This window comes from Vulcaniibacterium thermophilum, assembly GCF_007923255.1.
GTDB classification, from domain to species: Bacteria; Pseudomonadota; Gammaproteobacteria; order Xanthomonadales; family Xanthomonadaceae; genus Lysobacter_F; species Lysobacter_F thermophilum.
Genome location: NZ_VOHJ01000019.1, coordinates 1 through 17,729 on the forward strand (window position 1 = coordinate 1; position 17,729 = coordinate 17,729).

Consider the following 17,729-nt stretch of genomic DNA (forward strand, 5'->3'; position numbering starts at 1 on the left):
CGCGTCGCGGCCCGCCGCGCCTTCCACGCGCCCGGCCGCTCCACCGGCCACGCCGTCCGCCGGCACCCCCGCGGCGCCGGCGCGTCCGGCCGCGCCGCCCGCGCAGAGCGGCATCGCCTGGCGCTGGCCTGCGGACGGAACCCTGATCGGCCGCTTCGCCGCCGGCGACCCGACACGCCAGGGCATCGACATCGCCGGCCGTGGCGGCGACCCGGTCCGGGCCGCGGCGGACGGCACCGTGGTGTATTCGGGCGCGGGGCTGGTCGGCTACGGCGAGCTGATCATCGTCAAGCACGACGACAACTGGCTCTCCGCCTACGGCCACAACCGCCGGCGCCTGGTGAACGAGGGCCAACTGGTGAAGGCCGGCCAGCAGATCGCCGAGATGGGCCGCAGCGGCGCGGCGCGCGACATGCTGCACTTCGAGATCCGCCACAACGGCAAGCCGGTGGATCCGCTGCAGTACCTGCCTGCGAAGCCCTAGGCGGCAGCGCCGGTGGATGTGCGGCGGATCCCCCGCCCGCCGCAGCGCGGCGGGCGCTCGCCGGCGCGCGGCCCGGTGGGCCGCAAGCAGCGCCGGCTCGCCCGCCACAACGGCAAGCCGGTGGATCCGCTGCAGTACCTGCCTGCGAAGCCCTAGGCGGCAGCGCCGGTGGATGTGCGGTGGATCCCCCGCCCGCCGCAGCGCGGCGGGCGGGCGTGGGTCGTGAACGCCCGAGCTCCGATCCTGCTCGGGGTGGATCAGCCGAACCACGGACGGCCCGGCCAGCTGGCATTGCGCCTCTCGACAGGCCCGGGGCGCGCGTGAGTGGAGAGTGGCGGGCGCGCGCGCTTCGACAGCCACCGCTCGCTGCAGGCGGGGCGGGGTGATGTTCGCGGGGATCCGGGTCAGACCGCCGGGCCGAGCACGAACCCCGCCACAACGCGCCGTCCTTCGCCGGCCAGCACGTTGAACGTGCGCGCGGCGGCGGCGTTGTCCATCGCCTCCAGGCCCACGCCGCGGCGCAGGCAGGCGGCCATCACCTCGGCCGGGGGAAACGCCTGGCGCGCCCCGCTGCCGAGCAGCACCACCTCCGGCTGCAACGCCAGCAGCGGTTCCAGATCCGCCGTGGACATGGCGCGCACGTCGGCGACCGGCCAGTGCTCGATCAGGCGGTCGGGCGCGATCGCGAAGCTCGTCTCCAGGCGCCGGTCGTTCACGCGCGCGCAGGCGCCGTCGGCGCCGCGCAGTTGGAATTCGTAATCCGGCCGTTCCCAGTTCAACGGCATGGCCGCACCTCAGGGCCGCGGCAGCACGATCTGGCGTGGGCGCTCGCGGCTGGGGCGATACAGCACCGCGGTGTGACCGATGCGCTGCACCAGCGCCGCGCCGGTGCGCTCGGCGAGGGTCCGGATCATGCTGTCGCGCGCTTCGCGGTCCTCGGCGGCGACCTTCACCTTGATGAGCTCGTGGTGCTCCAGGGCGTTGTCGACCTCGGCCACCAGCGCGTCGGTCACCCCCTTGCCGCCCACCTGCAGCATCGCCTTGAGGTCGTGCGCCTGGCCGCGCAGGAAACGGGTCTGGGCCGAAGTGAGGTTCAGGGACATGGACACCGGGGAGGAGGGAACGAGGCCGCGCCGCCGTGGGCGCGAGGCGGTCAGGGTATCATGCCCGCCCATCGAGTCCGCCCGCATGCCGAGTCGCAGCAAGAGCAGCCACCGCTGGCTGAAGGAACATTTTTCCGACCCCTTCGTGAAGAAGGCGAAGGCGGAGGGCATGCGTTCGCGGGCCGCGTACAAGCTCGAGGAGCTGGTCGAGCGCGACCGCCTGCTCAAGCCCGGCATGGTGGTGGTGGACCTGGGTGCCGCGCCGGGCGGCTGGTCGCAGTGGGTGCGGCAGGCCTTGGGCGACGGCGGCCGCGTGATCGCGCTGGACATCCTTGAGATGCCCTCGCTGGCCGGCGTGGAGTTCATCCACGGCGATTTCCGCGACGACGACGTGCTGGCGCGGCTGGAGGCCACGCTGAACGGTCAAGCCGTCGATCTTGTGCTCTCCGACATGGCCCCCAATATGAGCGGAGTCGATGCGGTGGACCTTCCGCGCGCGCTGCACCTGGCCGAGCTGGCGATGGACTTCGCCGACCGCCACCTGCGCCCGGGCGGCACCTTCCTCATCAAGCTGTTCCAGGGCGTCGGCTTCGACGACTACATCCGGGCGCTGCGCCGCCGCTATGAAAGGGTGGCGATCCGGAAACCCGAGGCCTCGCGCAAGCGCTCGCCGGAGGTGTATGCCCTGGCACAGGGCAAGCGGGCGGTCATGAAGTAAGGTGCATGCTTGGACCGTAGGACTTTCCGAATCAACTGTCGAGCCGCGCGAGCGGCCTGGTGCGCCCTCCGGCGCGGTGAAGGGTGATGAACGATCTGGCCAAGAATCTGGTGCTGTGGGTGGTGGTCGCCGTCGTGCTGATGGTGGTCTTCCAGGCCTTCAGCCCGCGCATGGGCGGCGCGCCGGAGAAGCTCAGCTACGACCAGTTCATCACCCAGGTGCAGGCCGACCGGGTGAAGGAGGTGACCATCGCCGCCGATGGCACCAGCATCAGCGGCGTGCGCAAGGACGGCACGCAGTTCCTGACCTACGCGCCGGAGGACAAGGATCTGGTCACCGACCTGCTGCGTCACGACGTCGCCATCGAGCAGGAGCCGCCGCAGCGGCAGTCGATGCTGTTCGGCCTGCTGATCAACTTCCTGCCGGTGCTGCTGCTGATCGGCGTGTGGATCTACTTCATGCGGCAGATGCAGCAGGGCGGCGGCAAGGGTGCGATGAGTTTCGGCAAGTCGCGCGCCAAGCTGCAGAGCGAGGACCAGGTGAAGGTCACGCTCGCCGACGTCGCCGGCTGCGACGAGGCCAAGGAGGAGGTCGGCGAGCTGGTCGAGTTCCTGCGCGATCCGTCCAAGTTCCAGCGCCTCGGCGGCAAGATCCCGCGCGGCGTGCTGATGGTCGGCCCGCCGGGCACCGGCAAGACGCTGCTCGCCCGCGCGATCGCGGGCGAAGCGAAGGTGCCGTTCTTCTCGATTTCCGGTTCCGATTTCGTCGAGATGTTCGTCGGCGTCGGCGCCAGCCGCGTGCGCGACATGTTCGAGCAGGCCAAGCGCCACGCGCCGTGCATCATCTTCATCGACGAGATCGACGCGGTCGGCCGCCATCGCGGCGCCGGCCTCGGCGGCGGCCACGACGAGCGCGAGCAGACCCTCAACCAGTTGCTGGTGGAGATGGACGGCTTCGAGGGCACCGAGGGCATCATCGTCATCGCCGCCACCAACCGACCGGACGTGCTCGACCCGGCGCTGCTGCGCCCGGGCCGCTTCGACCGTCAGGTGGTCGTCGGGCTGCCCGACGTCAAGGGTCGCGAGCAGATCCTGCGCGTGCACATGCGCAAGCTGCCGCTGGCCGACGACGTCGAACCGATGACCATCGCCCGCGGTACGCCGGGCTTCTCCGGCGCCGACCTGGCCAACCTCTGCAACGAGGCGGCGCTGTTCGCCGCGCGCGAGAACGCCAAGGAAGTGCGTATGGAGCACTTCGACCGCGCCCGCGACAAGATCCTGATGGGCGCCGAGCGCCGCTCGATGGCGATGAGCGAGGACGAGAAGAAGCTCACCGCGTATCACGAAGCCGGCCATGCCATCGTCGGCCGGCTGGTGCCCGAGCACGACCCGGTCTACAAGGTCACGATCATCCCGCGCGGCCGCGCGCTGGGTGTCACCATGTACCTGCCGGAAGGCGACAAGTACAGCTACAACAAGACCGCGATCGAATCGCAGCTGTGCTCGCTGTACGGCGGCCGCGTCGCCGAGGAGCTGATCTTCGGGCCCGATAAGGTCACCACCGGCGCATCCAACGACATCGAGCGCGCCACCAAGCTCGCGCGCAACATGGTCACCAAGTGGGGCCTCTCCGACGAGATGGGGCCGATCGCCTACGGCGAGGAGGAGGACGAGGTGTTCCTCGGCCGCTCGGTGACGCAGCACAAGAACGTCTCCGACGAGACCGCGCGCAGGATCGACGAGGTCGTGCGCCGCATCCTCGACAAGGCGTACCAGCGCACCAAGGCGATCCTGCAGGAGAACCTCGACAAGCTGCACGTGATGGCCGAGGCGCTGCTGCAGTACGAGACGATCGACGCCACCCAGATCGACGACATCATGGCCGGCCGCCGTCCGGGCCCGCCGGCCGACTGGTCCAAGTCCGGCCGCACGCCGAAGGACGACGAGCCCGGCCGCACGGGCGCGGTGGTGGGTCCCGCGCCGCAGACCTGACGGTCGGGATGCGGAATCGGAATTCGATCGGTAAGAGCAACAGCGGACGGCGCCCTCGGGCGCCGTTTCGCGTTGGGGGCCTGCATGCATTGCATGGCGGAAACGGAGGGCTCGTCGGGCCGGCGGATTGCTGTCCGTGTCGACCAAAGCCACATGGGCCCCGGCCTGCGCCGGGGCGACGGCGGGAGCTGCGCGGCCTCTGCGGCTCACGGTGGGACGCCGGGACGAGTGCGGCTGGGCGGCCGGGCGCTCGTCATTCCTGCATGACGGCGACATGGACCCCGGCCTGCGCCGGGTGACGGAACGGGGGCGTCGTCTCCGTGCCTCGCGCCGCACGCGTGCCGTTGGCACCTGCAGCCAAGGCCGAGGCTCGTGATCGCGACGGCATTGCGCTCCTCCCGGCGAGCAAACACACTCACGAACCGCACGCGCGAGGCGCGCCGCAGTCCGCGAATTCCATCCTGAGTCCCCGATCCCGAATCCCGTCCCGGCAATGTTCGACACGACTCCCACGCTCGACTGCAACGGCCGCGAACTGCGCCTCGACCGCCCGCGGGTGATGGGCATCGTCAACGTCACGCCCGATTCGTTCTCCGATGGCGGGCGGCATGCGACGGTGGATGCCGCCGTCGCGCATGCGCTGCGGCTGGCGGAGGAGGGCGCGGACGTGCTGGACGTCGGCGGCGAGTCGACCCGGCCCGGTGCGGAGGACGTCCCGCTCGAGGAGGAACTGCGGCGGGTGGTTCCGGTGATCGAGCGGCTGGCGCGCGAGACCGCGCTGCCGATCAGCGTCGATACCTCCAAGCCGGAGGTGATGCGCGCGGCGGTCGACGCCGGCGCCGGCATGATCAACGACGTTTACGCGCTGCGCCGCGAAGGCGCGCTCGACATTGCGGCCGCGTGCGGCGTGCCGGTGGTGCTGATGCACATGCAGGGCGAGCCGCGCACCATGCAGGAGGCGCCGCAGTACGAGGACGTGGTCGCCGAGGTGCACCGCTTTCTCGCCGAGCGCATCTTCGCCGCGGAGATGGCCGGTATTCCGAAAAAGCGGATCGTGATCGATCCCGGCTTCGGCTTCGGCAAGACGCGCGAACACAACCTGGCGCTGCTCGCGCAATTGGCGCGTTTCGGCGAACTGGGCGTGCCGGTGCTGGCCGGGCTGTCGCGCAAGCGCACGATCGGCGAGCTGACCGGACGCACGACGCCCGCCGAGCGCGTGCACGGTTCGGTCGCCGCCGCGCTGATCGCCGCCCAGCGCGGCGCGCGGCTGCTGCGCGTGCACGACGTGGCCGCCACGGTGGATGCGCTGAAGGTGTGGGACGCGGTCGCCGCACTGCCGACCGGCGCGCCGAAGGCGCCGGCGCCCGCGATCCGGTGGCCCGACGAGGACTGAAGCCGCACAACGGCAAGCGCGCGGCATGCGGCCGCGACTGCCCTGTCCGATAACCCGGCGCACGAGCAACGCGCAGGACGGGCGCCGCGCGGCACATCCGCTCACGGAGGAGTCCATCGGGCGACGGCGCCGTTCGCGCCGCATCCCGTCGGGGAAAACGCAGGCCGCCGTGAAGGCGGCCTGCGCGTGCGCTCACCAGCGGTAGCTGATGCCGAGTTCGCCGGTCACGTCGCGGAACTCGTCGGCGCTGCGTTGCATGCCGATCTGGCCCCAGCCGCTCCAGCCCTCGGCCAGATCGACGGAAGCGCCCACCTGCAGCGCGTAACGGTCGCGCGGTAGGTCGAGGCGGAAGCCTTCGCCGTCGAATGCGACCTCGGTATGGCGGCCGTTGCGCCACCAGTCGAGCGCGGCGTACGGCCGCACGGGCGCGTCGCCCACGCCGTACAGGCGCACGCCGACACGACCGGTGATGCCGTCGGTCTCCACGTCGCGCACCCGGGTGCCGTTGGCTTCGACGTGCTCGTCGGTGCGATACGCGGTGTGGATCAGTTGGACCTGCGGTTCGAGGACCAGCCGCCCATCCGCCAGCGCGAACGGATAGCCCGCTTCGATCGAGGCGGACCACGCGTGCGCGTCGTAGCGCTCGCTCGGAAGGTAGTCGCCGGTCACGCCCAGACGGTAGCGGCCGTACTGCACCCAGCCGTCCAGGTAGGCACCGTCCGCGCCGAAGATCCAGGTCGCGTAGGCGCCGGCCGCGGCACCCTCGATCGTGCCCTTGGCGCGATAGCCGCTGACCAGCGAATGCGCGTGGGTGCTGGCGCGCCCGGCCGACGCCATCGCGCCGACCTGGACGCGGCGGTCGCCCTCGCCCCACTCGCCCACCTGCACGCCCAGTTCTATCCGCGAGGCATCGCTGTCCCACGCAAGCTGGCCCGGCTGCACCACGCCGTCCTGCTGGTGGCGGGTGACCCGCAGCCAACCGCCGCGCCCCGCCGCTTCCTCCTGCGTCATGCCGGCGGCCGCACGGTCCTGCCGGCTGTGATGGAACAGGCCGGCGGCCATCGCCTGGTTGGCGAGGTAGACGCCGGTTTCCGGCCGCAGCACCGGCCCGCCGGCACCGACCGTGCCGCCACCGGGGTTGCCGCTGTTGCCCGGATTGCCGGGATTGCCGGGATTGCCGGGATTGCCGGGATTGCCGGGATTGCCGGGATTGCCGGGGTTGCCGGGGTTGCCGGGGTTGCCGGGGTTGCCGGGGTTGCCGGGGTTGCCGGGGTTGCCGGGGTTGCCGGGGTTGCCGGGGTTGCCCGGATTGCCGGGGTTCCCCGGATCGGCGGCCTGCGAGCGCAGGTACCAGTCGCCGTCGCCCGGATCGCGCAGGCCGCCCTTGTGCAGGAAGTATTCGTAGGCGCCCGCCACCGCACGGCCGTCGAGCGCGAAGGTGCCGTCCGAGCGCCCGTCCACGCGCACCAGCAGGATGCCGTCGGCGCTCGTGGCCGCCCCCGCGCCGCCGGCGTTGACCACGCGCAGCCGGGTGTGACCGGCGGTGTTGCCCATCACGATCATGCGGTCGGTCGGCGAGTCGTCGCCGCCGAGGCGGGTATTGAACGCCAGCGTGCCGCCGTTGCCGGTGTAGTCGCCGTTCACCGTCAGCGTGCGGAAGCTGTCGCCCGCGGGCGCGGCGAACGCGAGCGTGCCGGCCGAAGTCAGCGGCCCCACCATCGAGGTGCCGGTGATCGTCCATTGCGTACCGGCCTCCAGCGTCGTCGCCCAGCCCTTCCATTCCGGCATGCCCTCGCCGATCTCGCCGGTCAGCGAGGCGCCGTTGCGGAACAGCACGCGCAGGCCTTCGCCGTTGCCGCGCAGGTGGCCCTGCAGGGCGACGTTGTCGAGCGTGAGGTCGGTGGCGCCGTTGGCCCGGACCAGCACGCCATCCTTGCCTGCCAACTGGGCGCCGTCGCGCAGCACGAGGCGGGTTTCGCCGCCGACGGCCCAGATCGCCGGACCTTCGACCGATTCGAGGCGCCCGCCGGTCATGGTGAGCGAGTTGGTGAACGGGCCGAATCCGCGTGCCTCGATCAAGGCGCCGACCTCGCGCCCGCTGACGACCGTGTTGGTCAGTTCGACCTCGCTGGGCCCCCGCAGCCACAGCCCCTGGGCGCCGGCCTCGATGCGCGAATTGCGCGCGCTGACCCGGTTGCTGGCGGTCGTGACGCCGTCCGGATCGTTGTTCCCTGCGGACAGGCCGGTGCCGGTGGTGCGAATGGTCGTGTCCGTGAGCACGGCCTCCGAGCCATGGGTGAGGACGATGCCGCCCGCCGCGATTCCGGCCCGCACGTCGAGCGTGACGCCGGTGGCGGTCAGCCGGCCGCCGTTGAGCAGGTTGATGCCGTCGTAGGTGGTTTCGATGCGCGTGCCGTTGCCCAGCTCCAGGTGGCCGCCGTTGGCGGCGGTCGCGGCGGTGTGGCCCGTCAGCACCGAGTCGGTGACGGAGATGGTGCTGCCCCGGCCTTCCGCGTGCAGCACCGAGTGCGAGGCGATGTGGTCCGATGGCAGCTCGACCCGGCTGCGGTGGACGGCGATCGTGCCGCCATCGCGGGCGTACAGGCCGGATATCCGTTGGGTCTGCCAGTCGATCTTGCCGGCCACCGCGACGCGCGCGCCTTCGAGCTCGACTTTGGTGCCCGCGCCGTCCGAAATCACCAGGGCGCTGCCGCCGGACGCTCCCTCCCCCGCCAGTTCGATGTCGGTGCCTTCGCCGAGCCGGATGGTCGCACCGCCGCGCGCGCCCACGGCGTGGTAGGGGAAGTCGAACTCCTGCAAGTGCGTTCCGGTGGAGTCCATGCGTACGCGGACGTTGCGCGTCTCGATGCGGCTGCCCGCGCCCAGCGCCTGCAGGGCCACGCCGACGGCGATGTCGTACTGCACGTCGTCGAGCGTGACCGTGCCGCCGTCGAGCGCGCGCGCGCCGAACGAGGCCGTCCCGTTGAGCATGTTCACCTGCGTACCGGACACCTCCACGCGACTGCCGGCGCCGGTCGCGCCGAACGCGTAGGCCGCTTCGGTCACCGTCATCGTGCCGCGCTCCACGCGCGCGGTGCCGCCGCTGCCGGCGTACACGCCGTAGCCGTCGCGGGCGTCGACGTTGATGGTGGCGTCCGCAAGTTCGACGCGGCCGCGGTCGGTCGCCGACGCGGCGCGCACCTTGTGGCCGCGGGTGCTGATGGTCGCGCGGGTCAGCGCGATGCGACCTTCCTTCTCGGCCTGCACCGCGCCGTGCGGAGCGGGCAGCACCGCGCCGAAACTGTCGACGGTGACGCCGTCGCCGACGATGGTGCTGCCGGGGTTGGCGGCGCGCAGCGCCGGAGCGCTGCGGGTGTCGTAGCGGCCGGAAGCCGTCTGCGTGCTGCCGTCCTCGACGATCAGCGACTGCGCGGGGGCGGGAGGGGAGGCAAGTGAGACCAGTGCGCCCGCGATGGCGAGCGCCAGAGGGTGGCGCAGAATCGAGCGTTGCATTCCTTTTCGTTCCTTCCTGGGATCCATGTGCTGCGGCGTGGCCGCAGGTCGATCGCGCGCCGGTGCGGCGCGGGCGTCCAGGAAGGAACGCGGAACGCGAGCGGGACACGCGGTTCCGTGCGTGTCGCGCATCGCCTGACGCAGCCCTTCCGTGGGCGCGGGCGGCATTCTAGTCGCGCGTCGTGACGAGGTGAAGCCGCGAAGCGCGCTTCGCGGCTCGCCTCGATCCATCCTTCGCGGTGCGTGCCGTCTTCGCTCAGCGTTCGAGCACGAAGTCGACCGGCACCAGGCCCACCGCGCGGATCGGCATGCCGTCGCGCATCGCCGGTTCGAAGCGCCAGCGCGCGAGCACATGGCGGCGCGCGGCCTGATCGAGCAGGCGATGGCCGCTGCTGCGTTCGATCGCCGCTTCGATCGGCGTGCCGTCGATGTCGACCGTCACCCGCAGCAGCACCGATCCAGTGAGTCCCTGGCGTACGGCCTGCGGCGGATACGGCGGCGGCGGCGCGTGGCGGTAGGCCAGATGGGTGCCGGAGCCGGGCGGCTCGGGTTCCAGCGTGGTCGCGACGGCTCCGCTCGCGGCGTCCGTCGGCTGGGCCGGCAGATCGCCGGGCTGCGGATCGGTCGCGGGCTCGGCGGCCGGCGGCGGGACCGGCTGCGGGCGATGCACGCGCTCGGGCATCGGCCGGACGGGTTGCGGGCGTTCGACCGGCACCGGACGCGGCGGCGGTGGCACGGGGCGCGCCCGCTCGACGATGGGAATGACGAGCGTGTCGTCCGCGTGCGGCGACGGCGCCGGCGGCGTCATCGGCGCGAGCAGCAGCAGGAACAGCAGTGCGTTGACCAGCACCGCGCCGCTGATCGCGGCGATCCGGCCGCGGTCGAGTTCGGTATGCGGGGGGAATGCAGCGTGCGACATGGCCACCTCCGGTTGCGCGCGCGATGCGCTCGCAGGTGGCGAACGGGCGAGAACGCGGGGTGGGGTTGTGCGCGATCGACGGGCGGGCGACGAATCGCGCGCGACGTGATGCAGGCGGGACCGGCGTCCGCGGGTTCGCGCCTGCGCGCACGGGCGACGCGGCAGCGCCTTCGCCCGCTGCAAGCGGCAACGACATCGCGTCGCTCGACCGAGTCTGTCGGCAGAGCGCGGGAACGCCGAGTGCAGGCGGGCGATCCGGATGGCGCTGCGCGCACAGGCGCCAGGCGCGTCGATCGCGGGCAACGCGGATGTGCGGACGCCGCGCAAGCGCCGGCAGCGGCAGGATGCGAACCCTCCGGCCCGCGTCGCGGGCCGGGGGCGGTTCAGGCGCTGCCGGTGAGGTCCGGGTCGGCGCCGGGCGGGCGTTCGAGGCCGCCGGCCTCGGGGTTGGGCTGCTTGCCGGCGTACTCGCCGCGTCCGGGGATGTCGCGTTCGCCCGGATGGCGCGGCTGGCTTTCGTCGTAGCCGGGATTGCGGCCGGGACGCGGGTCGGGCGAGGGCAGCGGACCGCCGGCCTGGCGGTCGCGCTCGTGCGGATCGTGCGTGCTCATGTCATTTCCCCAGTTCGAAGACGACTTCGAGCGTGAGCGCAAGCTCGTTCTCGCCGGGAGCGACCACCGTGTCCGCGGCCATCTTCTCCGCGCGCGCCATCGCCATCATCGGCACCGGACGCGGGGGCGGCAGCATGCCGCCGCCTTCGCTGATGCTGACGATGCGCCGCACGCGCATGCCGAGCGTGCCGGCGTACAGCTCCGCGCGCGCGCGCGCCTTGGCGATCGCGTCCTTGCGGGCCTCGTCCAGCGCTTCGTCCTTCTTGTCGATGTCGAAGCTGGGGCCGCTGATCTGGTTGGCCCCCACCGCGACCAGCGCATCGAGGATCCGCCCGGTCCTGGCGATGTCGCGGACCTTGATCGAGACCGTGTTGGTGGCCTGGTAGCCGCTGATGCGCGGCGGCACGTTCTCGCCGTACTGGTACTGCGGGGACAGGTTGATGCCGCTGGTCTGGATGTCGCGCTCGGCGATGCCGGCGGCGCGGATCGAGGCGACGACCTTGTCCATCCGCTCGGCGTTGGCGCGCATCGCCGCGTTGGCGTCGGCGGCTTCGGTGGTCACGCCGGCGGAAACGATGGCGATGTCGGGCACGCGGCGCACCTCGCCCTGGGCCGACACCGAGAGCAGGGTGCCGTCGAAGGCGACGGCGGGGACGGTCTGGGCCTGGGCGGACATGGCGGGCACTCCAAGGACGAGCGCGGCGGCGAGGGCCAGCGAGCGCAGAGTCGGGGTCATTTCTCACTCCTGTGTGAATGCGGCAAGGGTGTTGCCGCTCCGGTGAACGAGCGGTGAGCCGGAATGGGGTCGCCGCGCCGCGCCGGACGCGGGCGCCGCTCGCTGCGGGTTATGCTTCCGGCGATGCTCTATCTCGCCTCGAAATCCCCCCGCCGCCGCGAGCTGCTGGGCCGTCTGGGCCTGCCGTTCGGGGTGCTCGATCTGGACATTCCCGAGCAGCGCGCGCCCGGCGAGCCCGCCGAGGACTACGTGCGCCGCGTCGCCCGCGAGAAGGCCGGCGCCGGCCTGCTGAAGGTGGTGGCGACGCCGGGCGCGCTGGTGCTGGGCGCGGACACGGAGGTGATCCTCGACGACGAGGTGTTCGGCAAGCCGGCCGACGCGGAGGACGCGGCGCGCATGCTGCGCCGGCTGTCCGGCCGCACGCATCGCGTGGTGTCGGCGGTCACGCTGATGTCCAACCAGCGCGAAGTGCAGGCGGTGAGCGTGTCGGAGGTGAGCTTCGCCGCGCTGAGCGAGGCGCAGATCGCCGCCTACGTCGCCACCGGCGAGGCCGACGGCAAGGCCGGCGCCTACGGCATCCAGGGCCGCGCGGAGGTGTTCGTCACCCGCCTGGACGGCAGCTTTTCCGGCGTGATGGGGCTGCCGCTGCACGAGACCGCGGCGTTGCTGGCCGAATTCGGACTGGGGCCGCTGGCGGCGGCGCGCGATGGCGGCTGAGGCCGCAGCCGGGGTGGACGCGTGACCGAGGAGATCCTGATCAACGTCACCCCGCGCGAGACGCGCGTGGCCGTGGTCGAGAACGGCATGCTGCAGGAGCTGCACATCGAGCGCGGCTGGCGGCGCGGCGTGGTCGGCAACATCTACAAGGGCAAGGTGCAGCGGGTGATGCCCGGCATGCAGGCCGCGTTCGTCGAGATCGGCCTGGAGCGCGCGGCGTTCCTGCACGCCAGCGACATCGTCAAGCCGATGGCGATGGCCGAGCCCGGCGACGGCGAGAGCCTGCCGCCGGCGCCGACGCGGCCGATCACCGAGCTGCTGCGCGAGGGCCAGGAGATCGTCGTGCAGGTGGTGAAGGATCCGATCGGCAGCAAGGGCGCGCGCCTGACCACCCAGCTCAGCGTGCCCTCGCGCTACCTGGTGCTGCTGCCGCGCACGCGGGTGATCGGCGTGTCGGCGCGGATCGAGGACGAAGCCGAGCGCACGCGGCTGAAGGCCATCGTCCACGAACTCACGCCCGGCGGCGAGCACGGCTACATCGTGCGCACCAATGCCGAAGGCCAGCCGGCCGAGGCGCTCGCCGAGGACATCGCCTACCTCAGCCGCGCCTGGGCGCTGATCGAATCGCGCGCGCAGCAGGCGCGGGTCGGCGAGCGCGTGTACGAGGACCTCAGCCTGCCGATGCGTGCGGTGCGCGACCTGATGCGCCGCGGCGTCGAGAAGGTGCGCGTGGATTCGCGCGAGACCTCCGAGAAGCTGCGCACGTTCGCCGCGCAGTACATGCCCGGCCTGGCGGAGAAGATCGAGCATTACCCCGGCGCGCGGCCGATCTTCGATCTGTACGGCGTCGAGGACGAGATCCAGCGCGCGCTCGACAAGGAGGTGCCGCTGAAGTCCGGCGGCTACCTGGTCATCGACCAGACCGAGGCGATGACCACCATCGACGTCAACACCGGCTCGTTCCTCGGCCAGCGCAACCTCGAGGAGACGGTGTTCCGCACCAATCTCGAAGCCGCGCAGGCGGTGGCGCGCCAACTGCGGCTGCGCAATCTCGGCGGGATCATCATCATCGACTTCATCGACATGGTCGATCCCGAGCACCGCCGCCAGGTGCTGCGCCAGCTCGAGAAGTCGCTCGCGCGCGATCACGCCAAGACCACCGTGTACGAGTTCTCGCCGCTGGGCCTGGTGGAGATGACGCGCAAGCGCACCACCGAGAGCCTGGAGCGCCAGTTGTGCGAGCCGTGCAGCCAGTGCGGCGGCCGCGGTTCGGTGAAGACGCCCGAAACGGTCACCTACGAGATCTTCCGCGACATCGTGCGGCAGGTGCGCCAGTTCGATGCGCAGCGGCTGCTGGTGATCGCCTCGCCGAAGGTGGTCGCGCGCATCACCGACGAGGAATCCGCCGCGGTCGCGGAGCTGGAGGAATTCCTCGGCAAGACCATCCGGTTCCAGGCCGACGACCAGTACGCGCAGGAGCAGTTCGATGTGGTGCTCCTGTAGGGTGGGGAATCGGGAATCGGGAACCGGGAATCGCCGGGCCGCGTCGTACTTCCTGGCCTCGACACCCGACACGGCGGCGGCCGCCCCGGGGAGGGCGGGCCCGCGCCGCGCGGCGCTGCGTTTCCGATTCCCCATTCCCGATTCGCGATTCCCGGCGCAGCGCGGAGCGCGCGCATGACCACCCCCCTGCGTCGCCGTCTGCGCCTGCTGCGCCGCGGCGCCGGCTACGCCGTGGCCGGCCTCTTGGTGCTGGTGGCGATGGCGCTGGGGGTGGCGAGCCAGGCGTTGCCGCTGGCCGAGCGCCACCCCGACCGCATCGCCGCGTGGCTGAGCGACCGCGCCGGCCGGCCGGTGGCGTTCGACCGCGTGCGCACCGAGTGGACGCGGCGCGGCCCGCTGCTGCGGCTGGACAACCTGCGCGTGGGGGAGGGACGTTCGGCGTTCGTGATCGGCGATACCGAGATGCTGGTCTCGCTGTACGCCGGCGTGCTGCCCGGGCGTCCGTTTTCCGAGCTGCGCCTGCGCGAACTCGACCTGACGCTCGAACGCGCCGCCGACGGCCGCTGGCGCGTGCGCGGTCTGCCGGGGCAGACCGAGGACGCCGCCGCGGGCGACCCGCTCGCGGCGCTGGAGCCGCTGGGCGAGCTGCAGGTGATCGACGGCAAGCTGGCGGTGCTGGCGCCCGCGCTCGGCATCGAGGCGCGGGTGCCGCGCATCCATCTGCGGCTGCGGGTCAACGGCGACCGCGTGCGCGCCGGGCTGCGCGCCTGGCCGCAGGCGGCCGGGGCGCGGCCGCTGGATGCGGTGCTCGATTTCGACCGCCGCGCCGGCGACGGCCGTCTCTACGCCGGCGCGCGCCAGGCCGATCTGGCGGCCTGGTCGTCGCTGCTGCGGCTGGGCGGCGTCGCCGCCACGCAGGGGCGGGGCCGCGCCGAAGCCTGGGCGACGCTGGCCGCGCACCGGGTGGTCGAGGTGACGGTCGACGCGCGGCTGGAGGACGTGGCGCTGCGCGGAGTGCAGGGCCCGGCGGCGCCGACGCCGTTCGGCACGGTCGAGGCGCGGGTGCGCTGGCGCGCGGTGCGCGACGGCTGGCGGCTCGACGCGCCGCGACTGCGCGTCGGCCGCGAGGACCAGGCCCAGCGCCTGGACGGGCTGCTGCTGGCGGGCGGGGAGCGCTTCGGCATCCGCGCCCGGCGCATCGACGCCGGCCCGCTGCTCGCCGTCGCCGCGCTCAGCGACCGCCTGCCGCCCGCTGTCCGCGAGTGGATCCGCAGCACCCGGCCGCAGGCCACGCTGGCGGACGTCGCCGTCGTCGGACGGCGCGGCGGGCCGCTGCGCGCGCAGGCGACGGTGGAGCGGCTCGGCTTCCGCGCCGTGAACGATGCGCCGGGCCTCGACGGCATCGCCGGGCGCGTGCAGGGCGACCGCGAGGGCCTGGTGTTCGAGCCCGATCCGCGCGCGCGGGTGCGGTTCGACTGGCCGAGCGGTTTCGGCGTGGCGCACGAGGTGACGCTCGACGGCGCGCTGGCCGCCTGGCGCGAGAGCGCCGGCTGGCAGGTCGCGACCCACGGCCTGCGCGTGCGTGGCCGCGGGTTCGGCGCGCACGCGCGCGGCGGCCTGCGCTGGCAGGGCGACGGCAGCCGCCCGCGGATCGACCTGGCCGTGCGCGTCGACGATGCCGCGTTGCCGGTCGCCAAGGGGTTCTGGGTGCGCCACCGGATGTCGCCGGGCGCGCTGCACTGGCTGGACGCCGCCTTCCTCGGCGGCCACGTGCGCGACGGTCGCGCGGTGATCTCAGGCGACCTCGACGACTGGCCGTTCGCCGACCGCGACGGGCTGTTCGAGGCGACCGGGCGGATCGACGGCGGCCGCGTGCGCTTCCAGGCCGACTGGCCGGCGACCGACTCGCTTGACGGGCGCGTGCGCTTCTTCGGGCGCGGTTTCGACTTCCACGGCAGCGCCCGGCTCGCCGGCATCGCCATTCCCACCGTCCATGCCGGCATCGACCGCTACGGCGGCGGCACGCTCGCCGTCAGCGCCGAAGGCGGCGACGACGCCGCCCGGCTGCTGGCGCTGCTGCGCCGCAGTCCGCTGCAGAAGACCTACGGCGAGACCTTGCGCTCGCTGGCCGCGAGCGGCCCGGCGCGCGCCACCTTCGACCTGCGGCTGCCGATGCGGCCACAGGCGCGCGCCCGCATCGGCGGCGAGGTCCGGCTCGACGGCGCTCGGCTGGCGGACACGCGCTGGAAGCTCGCCTTCGACCAGGTGCGCGGCCGCATCGTCTACCGCGCCGACGGCGTGCTCGCGGACGCCCTGCAGGTGCGGCGCGAGGGCCAGCCCGGGCGGCTGGCGCTGCGGATCGGCGATTACGTGCGCGAGCCGCGCAACGCCGTGGAAGTCGAGCTCGACGCCACGCTGTCGGCGCGCGACCTGCTCGACCGCGCGCCCGAGCTGGCGTGGCTGAAACCGCACGTGGACGGGCGCTCGCCGTGGACGGTCGGCATCGCCGTGCCGCGCACCGCGTCCGGCCGCGCCGCGCCCACGCTGCTGCACCTGCGTTCGAACCTGGTGGGTACCGCGCTCGATCTGCCGGCGCCGCTGCGCAAGCCGGCCGCCGCCGCGCTGCCGACCACGGTGGAGACGCCGTGGCCGCTCGGCAACGGCGAAGTGCGCGTCGCCTTCGGCAACCTGCTCGCGCTGCGCGCGCGCAATGCGGCAGGACGCACCGGCGTGCGCGTGCAGCTCGGCGCCGCGCGCGTCGACGAAGCCCCGCCGGCGGCGGGGCTGGCGGTCGCCGGGCGCACGCCGCGATTGGACGCGGTCGAATGGCTGACGCTCACGCGCGGCGGCGAGGGCACAGGCGAAGGGCTCGCGCTGCAGCGGATCGACGTGGTGGCCGACCGGCTGCATCTGCTCGGCGGCGTGTTCCCCGACACCCGCCTGCTGGCCACGCCGGCGGCGGGCGGCGCGACGGCGGTGCGCGCCAGCGGCCCGGCGCTCGCCGGCAACGTGCTGGTGCCCGCTGGCGACGGCGCGATCTCGGGCCGCTTCGAGCGCGTGCACTGGAAGGCCGCCGGCGGCGCCGTCGCGTCCGGCACGCGCAGCGCGGCGGGCGACGCCGGCGCGGTCGATCCGGCGCGCATCCCGCCGCTGGCGTTCGACATCGACGAGCTGCGCCTGAACGAGCAGCCGCTCGGCGTCGCCCAGTTGCGCACGCGGCCGATGCCCGCGGGGTTGCGGCTCGAACGCCTGCATGCCGGCCGCGGTCGGCAGAGCCTGCTGCTGACCGGCGAATGGACCGGGCGCGGCGCCGGCGCGCGCACCCGTCTCGATGCGGAGGTCGAAAGCGACGATTTCGGCCGGCTGCTGGCGGCGTTCGGCTACGGCGGACGGATCGACGGCGGCCGCGGCCGGCTCGAATTCGACGCGCAGTGGCCGGGCAGCCCGGCGGCGTTCGCGCTGGCGGGGCTGGAAGGCCGGCTGACGCTCGAGGTGCGCGACGGCCGCCTGCTGGAAGTGGAGCCCGGCGCCGGCCGCGTGCTGGGGCTGCTGAGCCTGGCGCAACTGCCGCGCCGGCTGATGCTCGACTTCCGCGACTTCTTCTCCAAGGGCTTCGCCTTCAACCGCATGGGCGGCACCGTGCGCTTCGGCGACGGACTGGCGCGCAGCGAGGATCTGGCGATCGACGGGCCGGCCGCGGCGATCGGCATCCGCGGCGCGGCCGACCTGCGCTCGCAGACCTTCGACCAGACCATCGAAGTGCGTCCGAAGACCGGCAACCTGCTCACCGTCGCCGGCGCGCTGGCCGGCGGCCCGATGGGCGCGGCCATCGGCGCCGCCGCCAACGCGGTGCTGCAGAAGCCGCTCGGCGGCATCGGCGCCAAGACCTACCGGGTGACCGGACCCTGGAAGGAGCCCAAGGTCGAGGTGCTCGGCCGCGAGCAGGGCCGCGCCGCCGCGCGCGAGCGCGACACGGCCGGTTGAGAGTCCGTCTTCACGTCGCCATCTCGATCGCGCTCGCGCCCGCCCCCCTCCGGGGCG

13 protein-coding genes are annotated in these 17,729 nt (G+C 73.0%); 7 read left to right on the forward strand and 6 right to left on the reverse strand.

The window, feature by feature from the left end:
• On the forward strand, positions 1-484 hold a 484-nt coding region (locus tag FQY64_RS09055), incomplete at its 5' end, for a murein hydrolase activator EnvC family protein (protein ID WP_146473944.1).
• A gap of 404 nt (positions 485-888) precedes the next feature.
• On the opposite strand, the gene FQY64_RS09060 is transcribed toward FQY64_RS09055, so the two are convergent.
• Together FQY64_RS09060 and yhbY are read right to left on the reverse strand one after the other, a co-directional pair.
• Positions 889-1,269: an Mth938-like domain-containing protein gene (locus tag FQY64_RS09060; RefSeq protein ID WP_146473945.1), complete on the reverse strand. Its 381-nt coding sequence runs from the start codon at positions 1,267-1,269 to the stop codon at positions 889-891.
• Positions 1,270-1,278: 9 nt separating this feature from the next.
• Positions 1,279-1,587 (reverse strand): ribosome assembly RNA-binding protein YhbY, encoded by a 309-nt coding sequence (yhbY, locus tag FQY64_RS09065; RefSeq protein ID WP_146473946.1) that lies wholly within the window; start codon positions 1,585-1,587, stop codon positions 1,279-1,281.
• A gap of 85 nt (positions 1,588-1,672) precedes the next feature.
• On the opposite strand from yhbY, the gene rlmE reads away from it, so the two are divergent.
• From rlmE to folP, 3 genes are all read left to right on the forward strand, one after another.
• A complete protein-coding gene (gene rlmE, locus FQY64_RS09070) occupies positions 1,673-2,305 on the forward strand; it encodes a 23S rRNA (uridine(2552)-2'-O)-methyltransferase RlmE (RefSeq protein WP_146473987.1) in 633 nt (210 codons plus the stop codon).
• A 140-nt stretch (positions 2,306-2,445) separates the two neighbouring features.
• On the forward strand, positions 2,446-4,296 hold the full coding sequence (gene ftsH / locus FQY64_RS09075) for an ATP-dependent zinc metalloprotease FtsH (protein WP_386112931.1): 1,851 nt from the start codon (positions 2,446-2,448) through the stop codon (positions 4,294-4,296).
• Positions 4,297-4,789: 493 nt separating this feature from the next.
• Positions 4,790-5,689, forward strand: coding sequence for a dihydropteroate synthase (folP, locus tag FQY64_RS09080; protein ID WP_146473948.1), 900 nt, complete (start codon positions 4,790-4,792; stop codon positions 5,687-5,689).
• 192 nt (positions 5,690-5,881) lie between these two features.
• On the opposite strand, the gene FQY64_RS09085 is transcribed toward folP, so the two are convergent.
• From FQY64_RS09085 to FQY64_RS09100, 4 genes are all read right to left on the reverse strand, one after another.
• The gene (locus tag FQY64_RS09085) at positions 5,882-9,202 is read right to left on the reverse strand and encodes an autotransporter family protein (protein WP_186760911.1); all 3,321 of its coding nucleotides are present in this window, start codon (positions 9,200-9,202) and stop codon (positions 5,882-5,884) included.
• Positions 9,203-9,458: 256 nt separating this feature from the next.
• The gene (locus FQY64_RS09090; protein ID WP_146473950.1) at positions 9,459-10,121 is read right to left on the reverse strand and encodes an energy transducer TonB; all 663 of its coding nucleotides are present in this window, start codon (positions 10,119-10,121) and stop codon (positions 9,459-9,461) included.
• Between the two features lie 383 nt (positions 10,122-10,504).
• Positions 10,505-10,732, reverse strand: a complete 228-nt coding sequence (locus FQY64_RS09095) for a hypothetical protein (RefSeq protein WP_146473951.1) — start codon at positions 10,730-10,732, stop codon at positions 10,505-10,507.
• A gap of 1 nt (position 10,733) precedes the next feature.
• Complete coding sequence (locus FQY64_RS09100) at positions 10,734-11,468, reverse strand: SIMPL domain-containing protein (RefSeq protein WP_146473952.1); 735 nt, start codon at positions 11,466-11,468, stop codon at positions 10,734-10,736.
• Between the two features lie 123 nt (positions 11,469-11,591).
• Here FQY64_RS09100 and FQY64_RS09105 point away from each other — a divergent pair, with 123 nt between their 5' ends.
• The 3 genes from FQY64_RS09105 to FQY64_RS09115 all read left to right on the forward strand — a co-directional run bounded on the left by FQY64_RS09105 (position 11,592) and on the right by FQY64_RS09115 (position 17,672).
• On the forward strand, positions 11,592-12,185 hold the full coding sequence (locus FQY64_RS09105; RefSeq protein ID WP_146473953.1) for a Maf family protein: 594 nt from the start codon (positions 11,592-11,594) through the stop codon (positions 12,183-12,185).
• A gap of 21 nt (positions 12,186-12,206) precedes the next feature.
• Complete coding sequence (gene rng / locus FQY64_RS09110; RefSeq protein WP_146473954.1) at positions 12,207-13,688, forward strand: ribonuclease G; 1,482 nt, start codon at positions 12,207-12,209, stop codon at positions 13,686-13,688.
• Positions 13,689-13,862: 174 nt separating this feature from the next.
• The gene (locus tag FQY64_RS09115; RefSeq protein ID WP_146473955.1) at positions 13,863-17,672 is read left to right on the forward strand and encodes a YhdP family protein; all 3,810 of its coding nucleotides are present in this window, start codon (positions 13,863-13,865) and stop codon (positions 17,670-17,672) included.
• The last annotated feature ends 57 nt before the right edge of the window (positions 17,673-17,729 follow it).